The organism is Microbacterium sp. LWH3-1.2, assembly GCF_040675855.1.
In the GTDB taxonomy this organism is placed as follows: Bacteria; Actinomycetota; Actinomycetes; order Actinomycetales; family Microbacteriaceae; genus Microbacterium.
The window spans coordinates 3,159,498-3,171,884 of sequence record NZ_JBEGIK010000001.1 but is presented as its reverse complement, the minus strand read 5'-3'; the positions used below and the strand labels follow the sequence as shown (position 1 = coordinate 3,171,884).

The 12,387-nt window shown below is 63.3% G+C and carries 7 protein-coding genes and 2 rRNA genes; 7 read left to right on the top strand and 2 right to left on the bottom strand.

What is annotated here, in order from left to right; translation table 11 throughout:
* Positions 1 to 15: 15 nt before the first annotated feature.
* From MRBLWH3_RS14820 to MRBLWH3_RS14805, 4 genes are all read left to right on the top strand, one after another.
* Positions 16 to 381: a DUF6113 family protein gene (locus MRBLWH3_RS14820; protein ID WP_363433391.1), complete on the top strand. Its 366-nt coding sequence runs from the start codon at positions 16 to 18 to the stop codon at positions 379 to 381.
* 51 nt (positions 382 to 432) lie between these two features.
* The gene (fdxA, locus tag MRBLWH3_RS14815; RefSeq protein WP_018170155.1) at positions 433 to 753 is read left to right on the top strand and encodes a ferredoxin; all 321 of its coding nucleotides are present in this window, start codon (positions 433 to 435) and stop codon (positions 751 to 753) included.
* 1 nt (position 754) lies between these two features.
* A complete protein-coding gene (gene dapC, locus MRBLWH3_RS14810; RefSeq protein WP_363433387.1) occupies positions 755 to 1,876 on the top strand; it encodes a succinyldiaminopimelate transaminase in 1,122 nt (373 codons plus the stop codon).
* Between the two features lie 188 nt (positions 1,877 to 2,064).
* Positions 2,065 to 3,363 carry a citrate synthase gene (locus MRBLWH3_RS14805; protein ID WP_363433385.1) on the top strand — a complete coding sequence of 433 codons (1,299 nt, stop codon included), beginning with the start codon at positions 2,065 to 2,067 and terminating at the stop codon, positions 3,361 to 3,363.
* Between the two features lie 79 nt (positions 3,364 to 3,442).
* Here MRBLWH3_RS14805 and MRBLWH3_RS14800 read toward each other — a convergent pair whose 3' ends face one another.
* Complete coding sequence (locus MRBLWH3_RS14800) at positions 3,443 to 4,882, bottom strand: MFS transporter (RefSeq protein ID WP_363433382.1); 1,440 nt, start codon at positions 4,880 to 4,882, stop codon at positions 3,443 to 3,445.
* A gap of 171 nt (positions 4,883 to 5,053) precedes the next feature.
* Here MRBLWH3_RS14800 and MRBLWH3_RS14795 point away from each other — a divergent pair, with 171 nt between their 5' ends.
* Complete coding sequence (locus MRBLWH3_RS14795) at positions 5,054 to 5,623, top strand: TetR/AcrR family transcriptional regulator (protein ID WP_363433380.1); 570 nt, start codon at positions 5,054 to 5,056, stop codon at positions 5,621 to 5,623.
* An 88-nt stretch (positions 5,624 to 5,711) separates the two neighbouring features.
* Here the strand turns inward: MRBLWH3_RS14795 and dapD are convergent, their stop codons facing one another.
* Positions 5,712 to 6,668 carry a 2,3,4,5-tetrahydropyridine-2,6-dicarboxylate N-succinyltransferase gene (gene dapD, locus MRBLWH3_RS14790; RefSeq protein ID WP_363433378.1) on the bottom strand — a complete coding sequence of 319 codons (957 nt, stop codon included), beginning with the start codon at positions 6,666 to 6,668 and terminating at the stop codon, positions 5,712 to 5,714.
* Between the two features lie 565 nt (positions 6,669 to 7,233).
* Between dapD and MRBLWH3_RS14785 the strand changes: the two genes are divergently transcribed.
* Together MRBLWH3_RS14785 and MRBLWH3_RS14780 are read left to right on the top strand one after the other, a co-directional pair.
* Positions 7,234 to 8,755 (top strand): 16S ribosomal RNA (locus MRBLWH3_RS14785).
* Positions 8,756 to 9,198: 443 nt separating this feature from the next.
* A 23S ribosomal RNA gene (locus MRBLWH3_RS14780) occupies positions 9,199 to 12,303 on the top strand.
* The 16S and 23S rRNA genes sit together here, the layout of an rRNA operon.
* Positions 12,304 to 12,387: the final 84 nt, after the last annotated feature.

Below are 12,387 nucleotides of genomic sequence, written 5' to 3'. Positions count from 1 at the left end.
CGGTACCATCGATGCATGCGTCCCTCCGTTCCCGCCCGCATCGGCAGCTGGATCATCGCCATGCTGGTGGGACTGGTCTACGGGGTCGCCGGTACGGTGGCCCACGCGTACGCGATCGGCTGGTTCCCGCTGGGCATGATCCTTGCCGTGATCGGCTCGGGAGCGCTGCTGCTCGCCGTGCGACTGCTCACCTCCGACCGATGGGCGACCCTCGCGACGGGCGTCGGAATGATGGTGTCGATCCTCGTGTTCTCGGGCAGCGGCCCCGGCGGCTCGGTCGTCGTGCCCGAGTCGGAGCTCGGAGTCGTGTGGACCATCGCGGTGCCGATCCTTGTGGCGCTGGCCGTGGCCTGGCCGGATCGCATCCCCCGGATGGAGTGAGCGCGCGTCGCACGGAGGATCGCTGCCGGAGGTCGCGGCTAGACTGGCCGGGTGACGTACGTGATCGCCCTTCCCTGCGTGGACGTCAAGGACCGCGCCTGCATCGACGAGTGTCCCGTGGACTGCATCTACGAGGGCGACCGGTCGCTGTACATCCACCCCGACGAGTGCGTCGACTGCGGCGCCTGCGAGCCGGTCTGCCCGGTCGAAGCGATCTATTACGAAGACGACCTCCCTGACGAGTGGCAGGACTACTACAAGGCCAACGTCGAGTTCTTCGACGACATCGGATCCCCGGGTGGTGCCGCCAAGGTCGGCGTCATCCACAAGGATCACCCGATCATCGAGGCGCTCCCGCCGCAGGAACACTGACGTGGGGGTCGCCGACCTCGCCGATTACCCCTGGGATGCGGTCGCGCCCTACGCCGCGCGCGCACGCTCCCACCCCGACGGGCTCGTGGACCTGTCGATCGGCTCGCCCGTCGACGCCACGCCCGCCATCGTCGCCGAGGCGCTCACCGTTGCGACCGACGCGCACGCGTACCCGCAGACCGTCGGCACGCCGAAGCTGCGTGCGGCCATCGCGAGCTGGTACGACCGTCGCCGCGGCGTTCCCGGGCTGACACCCGACGACGTCCTCCCGACCGTCGGGTCGAAGGAGCTCGTCGCACTCCTCCCGCTGCTGCTGGGCCTCGGGCCTGGCGATCTCGTCGTGCATCCGCGTGCCGCCTACCCCACTTATGAGGTCGGGGCGCGCCTGGTGGGCGCCATGCCCGTCGCTGCTGACGACCCCGCGGAGTGGCCCGAGGGCACGCGCCTCGTCTGGGTGAACTCCCCCGGCAACCCCGATGGCCGAGTGCTCGACGTCGACGCGCTGGGCGCTGCGGTCGGACGCGCCCGTGAGCTCGGTGCCGTGCTGGCGTCCGACGAGTGCTATGCGGAGCTGGGGTGGGATGCCCCGTGGGACACGCAGCCGGTGCCCTCGGCGCTCGACCCTCGCGTGACCGGAGGCGACCTGCGTGGCGTCCTCTCGGTCTACTCGCTGAGCAAGCAGTCGAATCTCGCCGGGTATCGCGCCGCGTTCCTGGCCGGCGATCCCGCCGTGATCGGGCGCCTCCTGACGGCGCGGAAGCACCTCGGTCTCATGCTGCCGCTTCCGGTCCAGGCGGCCATGACCGCCGCGCTCGAGGACGACGCGCACGTCGCCGCCCAGAAGGAGCTCTACCGACGCCGGCGCGAGGTGCTGCGTCCCGCGGTCGAGGCCGCGGGTTTCCGCATCGACGCCAGCGAGGGTGGCCTGTACCTGTGGGCGACCGAGGAGCGAGACGCGTGGGAGAGCCTCGGCCGTCTCGCAGACCTCGGCATCCTCGCAGGCCCCGGCCACTTCTACGGCACGCACTTCCCGCAGCACGTCCGACTGTCGCTCACTGCGACGGACGAGCGCATCGCGGCGGCGGCCGAACGCCTCCGCGCGGCATCAGACATCTCGATCTGAGGATTCCTCTATCGGATGTCGCGGCCCTTTGGTCATGTCAACAGTAGGCGCGACGGCGCACTAGGCTGTAGGGACGCGGCGACGCGGCATCCCCCGTCCCGCCCCTCCGTTCTGCTGCAGCCCTCTCGCTGGCGCCGCACAGGACTGGACGACACCCCCGGTACGACCAGAAATCGCGAGGAGGCGCCGTGAGCGACGCGGGCACCCAGCAGGAGAAGGCCACCCTCACGATCGGTGACAGCACCGCCGAGTTCCCGCTCCTGCGGGGCACCGACGGCACACCGAGCGTGGACCTCTCCACCCTCACCCGCCAGACCGGCTACACGGCTCTCGACTACGGCTTCGTGAACACCGCGGCGACCAAGTCCGCGATCACGTACATCGACGGCGACGAGGGCGTGCTGCGCTACCGCGGCTACCCGATCGAGCAGCTCGCGAAGAACAGCACGTACCTCGAGGTCGCGTGGCTGCTCATCTACGGCGAGCTGCCGAGCGCGGACCAGCTGGCCGAATTCGACGAGAAGATCCGCCGGCACACGCTGCTGCACGAGGACCTCAAGCGCTTCTTCTCCGCATTGCCGCACACCGCGCACCCGATGTCGGTGCTGTCGTCGGCCGTATCGGCGCTCTCGACCTATTACGAGCACCAGTCCGACCCCAACAACCCCGAGCACGTCGAGCTGAACACGATCCGGATGCTCGCGAAGCTCCCGGTGATCGCGGCCTACGCGCACAAGAAGAGCATCGGCCAGGCATTCCTGTACCCCGACAACTCGCTGGGCTTCGTGGACAACTTCCTGAAGCTCAACTTCGGCGTCCTGTCGGAGGTCTATCACGTCGACCCCGTCATGTCGCGGGCTCTCGAGCGACTGCTCATCCTCCACGAGGACCACGAGCAGAACGCGTCCACCTCCACCGTCCGCCTCGTCGGCTCGACCGGCGCGAACCAGTTCTCGTCGATCTCGGCCGGAATCAATGCGCTCTACGGCCCGCTGCACGGCGGCGCGAACGAGGCCGTGCTCGATATGCTGGCCCGCATCCGCGACTCCGGCGAGAGCGTTCAGCGGTTCGTCGAACGGGTCAAGAACAAGGAAGACGGCGTGAAGCTCATGGGCTTCGGGCACCGCGTCTACAAGAACTACGACCCGCGTGCGAAGCTGGTCAAGGAGTCCGCTGACGAGGTGCTCTCCGCCCTCGGGGTGAGCGATCCGCTGCTCGACCTGGCCAAGGAGCTCGAAGAGATCGCGCTCAACGACGCGTACTTCCAGGACCGCCGCCTGTACCCGAACGTGGACTTCTACACGGGCGTGATCTACAAGGCGATGGGCTTCCCGACCCGCATGTTCACGGTGCTGTTCGCCATCGGGCGCCTGCCCGGGTGGCTCGCGCAGTGGCGTGAGGCGGCGAGCGACCCCCAGACCAAGATCGGCCGCCCGCAGCAACTGTACGTCGGTGCCGAGGAGCGCAACTACCCCGGTCTGTCCTGACCTGACTCGCAGGAAAGACGGATGCCGCGCCCCGGAGTGGGGGCGCGGCATCGTCGTCGAGCGGGCGTACCGTCGCGCGTCAGCCGACCTCGGCCAGCGTCGCTTCGTCGGTGTTCTGGGGAACGGTCGGGGGCGCAGCATCCGTCCGTCCGCGCGGCCGGACCGTGAGCACCAGGATCGCGGCGACGACCGCCCCGGTGGCGAGCGTCAGCCAGGCGACCGCGTAGCCGTCGAGCGCGGGCGCGCCGCCGGGCTCGACCGTGCCGAAGACGACGGCCGTCGTGAAGGCGGAGCCGACCGCTGATCCGATCGTGCGCAGATTGGCGTTGACGCCGGTCGCGATGCCGGTGCGGTCCGCGGACACGCTCTCGACGATGATGCTCGCCGTCGACGCGTACGCGAGGCCGATGCCGAGTCCGAACACGCCGCCGGCGATAGCGAGGGTGACGAGCGTCTCGTGGTCGAGGACGGCGAACACGACGCCGCCCGCCATGAGCAGCGCGCCGATTGCCATCATGAGCCGCAGCGGGATGACACGGGCGATGGCGCCGGTCGCGAAGCCGACGCTCGACATGCCGACGAGGAGGGGGAGCAGCGCCAGCCCGGCGGCCTGCACGCCGAGTTCGAGGCCCCAGCCCGAACTCGCCGGAGTCTCGAGGAACTGGGGGAGGTAGCCCCAGAACCCGAAGGCGGCGGCTCCGATCAGGAGAGCGGCGGCGTTCACGGGCCAGATGGCCCGGGATGCCATCAGGCGGAGGTCGACGAGCGGCTCCGACGATCGGAGCTCCGAGACCACCCACCCGAACATGAGCACCACGGCCGCTGCGAACAGCGCGAGGGTGAGCGGCGAGGTCCAGCCCCAGCGCCCACCCGAGCTGAGCGGAACGAGGAGCGCGATGAGCCAGCCTGACAGGAGCACGGCGGAGAGCGCGTTCACGCGGCCGACGGCGCGCAGACCTGCCGGCGGCACGAGCATCATCGTGAGCACGATGCCCGCGACGGCGGCGACGAACGGGACGGCGAAGATCCCGTGCCAGCCGAGGAGCTCGGCGAGGGGGCCTGCGAGCACGCTGCCCGCTGCGCCGCCGATGCCGATGATGGCGCTCGTGGCGCCGATCGCCCCGGTGAGCTGGTGGCGCGGCATGACGTCTCGCAGCAGGCCGAAGGCCAGCGGGAAGAGCGCGCCGCCGACGCCCTGAAGCACGCGGGCGATGATGAGCACCTCGAGGTTCGGCGCGAACGATGCGACCACATCGCCGATCGCGACGACGGCGAGCACGGCGAGGAACGTGTTGCGGCGACCGCGGAGGTCGCCGGTGCGGCCGAGGAGGGGAGTGGCGACGGCCGCGGCGATGAGCCACGACGTGTTGGTCCAGGATGCTGCATCCGCCGTCACGCCGAAGTCTGAGGCGATGAGGGGGATGACGGGGATGATCAGGTTCTGGAGCAGTGCGAGGGAGGCGACGCTGAGCGCGATCGCCGCGAACGCCGCCCGGGGTGTGAAGGGGACAGTGGGCATCGACGGGCCTTCCGATGGGTGCGGATCCGGTGAATGCGGGATAAAGTGGAGGGAGGTCTCCGAACGGAGGACGCCTCCGCTTTGAGATTAGCGGAGGAACCCTCCGTTTCGCAAACCACAGGTTTCGCCGACGCCGAGGGGCTCGGCCGGGTCACATCGGGAGGGGCGGTCATGGCGGTCGTCGAGCGGATATCCGCACTGGAGGCACGTCGTCCGCGAAGGGCCGATGCCGCGCGCAATTTCGACGCCCTTGTCGCCGCCGGCCGCGAAGCATTCGCCGAAGAAGGATCGAGCGCGTCCCTCGAGGACATCGCCCGCCGAGCGGGTGTGGGGATCGGGACGCTCTACCGGAATTTTCCGACGCGTGACGACCTGATCGAAACGCTCTATCTGGGCGAGGTCGACGCCCTCGCGCGCGCCGCCGACGAGGTCGCCGATCTCGAGCCGTGGGAGGCGTTGAGCGCGTGGCTCGACCGGTTCGTCGCATACGTCGGCACCAAGCACGCGCTGCTTGACGGGCTGAACCGGAGGTCACCGGTGCTGGCGGAGTGCCGCACGATCATGCTCTCCGCGGGAGAGCCGCTGCTCGAGCGGGCGCAGGCCGCAGGCGACGTCGACCCCGACATCTCGATCGGCGACGTGGTGAAGCTGGTGTCGGGAGTCGCGGCCGTAGCCTCTTTCGACGACGAAGCGCAGCGTCGGCGTGTGCTCGATCTCGCGATCAACGCCATCCGCCGCTGATCCGAGCGCGCCGCCGAACGCGACGCGCGGGGGTGAAACCACGAGACCGCCCCGTCATGGGTGACGGAGCGGTCTCGGTGACAACGGGTCAGGCGTGGAGCGCCTCGTTGAGGGTGACACCCACACCCGCCCGGCGCACGGCTTCGACCGCGCCGGTGAGCGAGTTCCGGCGGAAGAGGAGGCCGGCGCTGCCGGACAGGTCCGCGCCCTTGGCGGTCGGAAGAGTCCCGTCGGCGCGACGCGGCTCGTCCGCGAGGACGACCTTGGTGCCGGCGGTGACGTAGAGCCCGGCCTCGACGATGCAGTCGTCGCCGAGCGAGATGCCGATGCCCGCGTTCGCCCCGAGCAGGGTGCGCGCGCCCACCGACACCTTGTGGGTGCCGCCGCCGGAGAGTGTGCCCATGATCGAGGCGCCACCACCGATGTCGCTGCCGTCGCCCACGACCACGCCCTGCGAGATGCGGCCTTCGACCATGCTCTGGCCCAGGGTGCCGGCGTTGAAATTCACGAAGCCCTCGTGCATCACGGTCGTACCGGGCGAGAGGTACGCGCCGAGCCGCACCCGCGACGCGTCGGCGATGCGGACGCCGGCCGGGGTGACGTAGTCGAGCAGGCGCGGGAACTTGTCGAGACCCTGCACCTGGATGCCCTCACGAGCGAGGAACGGGCGCAGACGCGCGAGAGCGTCCGGGTGGATGGGGCCCGCGTTGGTCCAGGCGACGTTCGGCAGGTGCGCGAAGATCCCGTCGAGGTTGGCCTCGTTGGGACGCACGAGCAGATGCGACAACGCGTGCAGGCGCAGGTAGGCGTCCGAAGTCGAGGACGGCGCGGCATCGAGGTCAGCCTCGATCGCGACGACATCGACCGTGACGGCCCGGCGCGCATCGGCGACCGCGAGGCGGTCGAGCTCGTCAGGCGGCATCTGCGGGTCGTAGCCCAGCGGGATGCGTCCGGCAGCGGGGGAGGGGAACCATGTGTCGAGCACGGTCCCGTCTTCGGCGGTCGTGGCGAGGCCGACGCCCCACACCCATCGTTCTTCGGTCATGCCTCCCACGCTAGCGCGCGGGCCCTGCGGAAGTTCCGCGTGTTTCCGCGGTTCCGGGCCCGCGACACGCCCGGGGTGTGGGGTGGATTAGACGGTGAGGTGGGATCCGCGTAATGTTCTTGTTGTTCGCCCCAAAGGGTAGAGCGGAAGGCCGGAAGGTCTGGCTCCCCTCAAGCAGCGAACCACCCCATCCGATCTGCTCCTGGCGAGCGGGCCGGGTTCCGGTTTAGGATGGGTTTCTTCCACTTCTGTGACTGCTGGCTCTCCGGCTGTGGTGGGGTCTTGCGCCTCGCCGAGTCGGTTTGACAAGGGGATCGGAACGTGTAAGATAGAGAAGTTGCCCCGCGGAGACGGCTGAGAAGCCGGAAAGCGGGTGCGTCCGATCTTTGAGAACTCAACAGCGTGCACTTGTCAAATGCCAATTTTTTTCTCTGTCGGCCAGTTTTTCTGGTTGGTGGGGGTCTTTTTTGGATCAATTCATGGATGTCAGTTTGATATTCGTTTTTGGTCATGGTTGAACTCGCTGCTTCTTCATCGTTTTCCCGGTGGGTTGTGGCTTTCATTTTTTATGGAGAGTTTGATCCTGGCTCAGGATGAACGCTGGCGGCGTGCTTAACACATGCAAGTCGAACGGTGAAGCCCCGCTTGCGGGGTGGATCAGTGGCGAACGGGTGAGTAACACGTGAGCAACCTGCCCTGGACTCTGGGATAAGCGCTGGAAACGGCGTCTAATACTGGATATGAGCCTCTTCCGCATGGTGGGGGTTGGAAAGATTTTTTGGTCTGGGATGGGCTCGCGGCCTATCAGCTTGTTGGTGAGGTAATGGCTCACCAAGGCGTCGACGGGTAGCCGGCCTGAGAGGGTGACCGGCCACACTGGGACTGAGACACGGCCCAGACTCCTACGGGAGGCAGCAGTGGGGAATATTGCACAATGGGCGGAAGCCTGATGCAGCAACGCCGCGTGAGGGATGACGGCCTTCGGGTTGTAAACCTCTTTTAGCAAGGAAGAAGCGAAAGTGACGGTACTTGCAGAAAAAGCGCCGGCTAACTACGTGCCAGCAGCCGCGGTAATACGTAGGGCGCAAGCGTTATCCGGAATTATTGGGCGTAAAGAGCTCGTAGGCGGTTTGTCGCGTCTGCTGTGAAATCCCGAGGCTCAACCTCGGGCCTGCAGTGGGTACGGGCAGACTAGAGTGCGGTAGGGGAGATTGGAATTCCTGGTGTAGCGGTGGAATGCGCAGATATCAGGAGGAACACCGATGGCGAAGGCAGATCTCTGGGCCGTAACTGACGCTGAGGAGCGAAAGGGTGGGGAGCAAACAGGCTTAGATACCCTGGTAGTCCACCCCGTAAACGTTGGGAACTAGTTGTGGGGTCCTTTCCACGGATTCCGTGACGCAGCTAACGCATTAAGTTCCCCGCCTGGGGAGTACGGCCGCAAGGCTAAAACTCAAAGGAATTGACGGGGACCCGCACAAGCGGCGGAGCATGCGGATTAATTCGATGCAACGCGAAGAACCTTACCAAGGCTTGACATACACGAGAACACCCTAGAAATAGGGGACTCTTTGGACACTCGTGAACAGGTGGTGCATGGTTGTCGTCAGCTCGTGTCGTGAGATGTTGGGTTAAGTCCCGCAACGAGCGCAACCCTCGTTCTATGTTGCCAGCACGTAATGGTGGGAACTCATGGGATACTGCCGGGGTCAACTCGGAGGAAGGTGGGGATGACGTCAAATCATCATGCCCCTTATGTCTTGGGCTTCACGCATGCTACAATGGCCGGTACAAAGGGCTGCAATACCGTGAGGTGGAGCGAATCCCAAAAAGCCGGTCCCAGTTCGGATTGAGGTCTGCAACTCGACCTCATGAAGTCGGAGTCGCTAGTAATCGCAGATCAGCAACGCTGCGGTGAATACGTTCCCGGGTCTTGTACACACCGCCCGTCAAGTCATGAAAGTCGGTAACACCTGAAGCCGGTGGCCCAACCCTTGTGGAGGGAGCCGTCGAAGGTGGGATCGGTAATTAGGACTAAGTCGTAACAAGGTAGCCGTACCGGAAGGTGCGGCTGGATCACCTCCTTTCTAAGGAGCACCTGGACCCTTTCGGGGGTTGTAGGACCCAGTACCACACCGACTGTGTGTGGCTGGGGCTCATGGGTGGAACATTTGACATGGCATCAGCGCGTCTGGTGCCCACTAGTACGCCAGGATTCTTCGGGGTTCGGGTTGGAGGGTGGGTTCTGGTGAGCGGGGTGCCTGCACGCTGTTGGGTCCTGAGGGACCGGACGTCGCATGCTCATCGTTTGGGTGGGGTGTGGTGGCTGACTCTCTGGGCTTCCTTGGCTGCCGGTGGTTGTGCTGGTGGTGGGGGAGTGCCGCCCGTACTTTGAGAACTACACAGTGGACGCGAGCATCTTTGCAAGATGACCCTTCGGGGTTGTTTTGTGTTGATGATCTTAAAGATCATTAGTCAATTTCTGGTCGTATTCCTTTTGGGGAGTGCGTCCGAGTTTTGATTCTCATGTTTTCAAGTCTTTAAGAGCAAACGGTGGATGCCTTGGCATCTGGAGCCGAAGAAGGACGTAGCAATCTGCGATAAGCCTCGGGGAACTGATAAGCAAGTTTTGATCCGAGGGTGTCCGAATGGGGAAACCCCGCTGGGCGGCGTGCCGACCTAGTGACTCCCGCCTGAATATATAGGGCGGGTAGAGGGAACGTGGGGAAGTGAAACATCTCAGTACCCACAGGAAGAGAAAACAACCGTGATTCCGTGAGTAGTGGCGAGCGAAATCGGATCAGGCTAAACCTCATGTGTGTGAGAGCCGGCAGGCGTTGCATGTGGGGGGTTGCGGGACGTTCCTGATCATTCTGCCGAGTGGTCGACGTGACAGAAGCGTATAGACGAACCGTCTTGAAAGGCGGGCCAGAGTGGGTGCCAGCCCCGTAGTCGAAATGCGTGTTCTGGCGTGGAGCGTATCCCAAGTAGCACGGGGCCCGAGAAATCCCGTGTGAATCTGTCAGGACCACCTGATAAGCCTAAATACTCCCAGATGACCGATAGCGGACAAGTACCGTGAGGGAAAGGTGAAAAGTACCCCGGGAGGGGAGTGAAATAGTACCTGAAACCGTTTGCTTACAAACCGTTGGAGCACCCCTGGTAGGTGTGACAGCGTGCCTTTTGAAGAATGAGCCTGCGAGTTAGCGATATGTGGCGAGGTTAACCCGGGTGGGGTAGCCGTAGCGAAAGCGAGTCTGAATAGGGCGATTCAGTCGCATGTCCTAGACCCGAAGCGAAGTGATCTATCCATGGCCAGGCTGAAGCGACGGTAAGACGTCGTGGAGGGCCGAACCCACTTAGGTTGAAAACTGAGGGGATGAGCTGTGGATAGGGGTGAAAGGCCAATCAAACTTCGTGATAGCTGGTTCTCTCCGAAATGCATTTAGGTGCAGCGTTGCGTGTTTCTTGCCGGAGGTAGAGCTACTGGATGGCCGATGGGCCCTACAAGGTTACTGACGTCAGCCAAACTCCGAATGCCGGTAAGTGAGAGCGCAGCAGTGAGACTGTGGGGGATAAGCTTCATAGTCGAGAGGGAAACAACCCAGACCACCATCTAAGGTCCCTAAGCGCGTGCTAAGTGGGAAAGGATGTGGAGTTGCTTAGACAACCAGGAGGTTGGCTTAGAAGCAGCCACCCTTGAAAGAGTGCGTAATAGCTCACTGGTCAAGTGATTCCGCGCCGACAATGTAACGGGGCTCAAGCACGCCACCGAAGTTGTGGCATTGACATTATTGGTAGGCCTTCGTGGTCCAGCCGTGTTGATGGGTAGGAGAGCGTCGTGTGGCGAGTGAAGCGGCGGGGTGACCCAGCCGTGGACGCTACACGAGTGAGAATGCAGGCATGAGTAGCGAAAGACGTGTGAGAAACACGTCCTCCGAAAGACCAAGGGTTCCAGGGTCAAGCTAATCTTCCCTGGGTAAGTCGGGACCTAAGGCGAGGCCGACAGGCGTAGTCGATGGACAACGGGTTGATATTCCCGTACCGGCGAAGAACCGCCCAAACTAATCCAGTAGTGCTAAGTGTCTGAATCCCGTTGACGGATCCCTTCGGGGTGATGCTTCGGGCCTAGCGCACGACCCCATTCTGGTGCGGTTAGCGTATTAACAGGTGTGACGCAGGAAGGTAGCCCATCCCGGGCGATGGTTGTCCCGGGGCAAGTGCGTAGGCCGAGTCATAGGCAAATCCGTGACTCATACAGGCTGAGACACGATGCGGATGAAAAGTGGGTGATCCTATGCTGCCGAGAAAAGCATCGACGCGAGGTTCTAGCCGCCCGTACCCCAAACCGACTCAGGTGGTCAGGTAGAGAATACCAAGGAGATCGAGAGAATCGTGGTTAAGGAACTCGGCAAAATGCCCCCGTAACTTCGGGAGAAGGGGGGCCATCCGCTTATACCAGCTTGCCTGGAAAAGGGTGTGGTGGCCGCAGAGACTAGTGGGTAGCGACTGTTTACTAAAAACACAGGTCCGTGCCAAGTCGCAAGACGATGTATACGGACTGACGCCTGCCCGGTGCTGGAAGGTTAAGAGGACGGGTTAGCCGCAAGGCGAAGCTCAGAATTTAAGCCCCAGTAAACGGCGGTGGTAACTATAACCATCCTAAGGTAGCGAAATTCCTTGTCGGGTAAGTTCCGACCTGCACGAATGGCGTAACGACTTCCCAACTGTCTCAACCGCGAACTCGGCGAAATTGCAATACGAGTAAAGATGCTCGTTACGCGCAGCAGGACGGAAAGACCCCGTGACCTTTACTACAGCTTGGTATTGGTGTTCGGTGTGGCTTGTGTAGGATAGGTGGGAGACTGTGAAGCGGATACGCCAGTATTCGTGGAGTCATTGTTGAAATACCACTCTGGTCACTCTGGATATCTAACTTCGAACCGTAATCCGGTTCAGGGACAGTGCCTGGTGGGTAGTTTAACTGGGGCGGTTGCCTCCCAAAAAGTAACGGAGGCGCCCAAAGGTTCCCTCAACCTGGTTGGCAATCAGGTGGCGAGTGTAAGTGCACAAGGGAGCTTGACTGTGAGACTGACAGGTCGAGCAGGGACGAAAGTCGGGACTAGTGATCCGGCAGTGGCTTGTGGAAGCGCTGTCGCTCAACGGATAAAAGGTACCTCGGGGATAACAGGCTGATCTTGCCCAAGAGTCCATATCGACGGCATGGTTTGGCACCTCGATGTCGGCTCGTCGCATCCTGGGGCTGGAGTAGGTCCCAAGGGTTGGGCTGTTCGCCCATTAAAGCGGTACGCGAGCTGGGTTTAGAACGTCGTGAGACAGTTCGGTCCCTATCCGCTGCGCGCGTAGGAAGTTTGAGAGGATCTGACCCTAGTACGAGAGGACCGGGTTGGACGAACCTCTGGTGTGCCAGTTGTACTGCCAAGTGCACCGCTGGTTAGCTACGTTCGGGATGGATAACCGCTGAAAGCATCTAAGCGGGAAGCCGGCCTCAAGATGAGACTTCCATACCTTCGGGTGAGAGGCTCCCAGCCAGACTACTGGGTTGATAGGCCAGATGTGGAAGCACGGCAACGTGTGCAGCTGACTGGTACTAATAAGCCGATGACTTGATAACACCAACATTTCTGGTGCTCGCGTCCACTGAGTGGTTCCCGATGTACGGTCGGGAACACAACAAAACATAGACTTTTCACGTTGT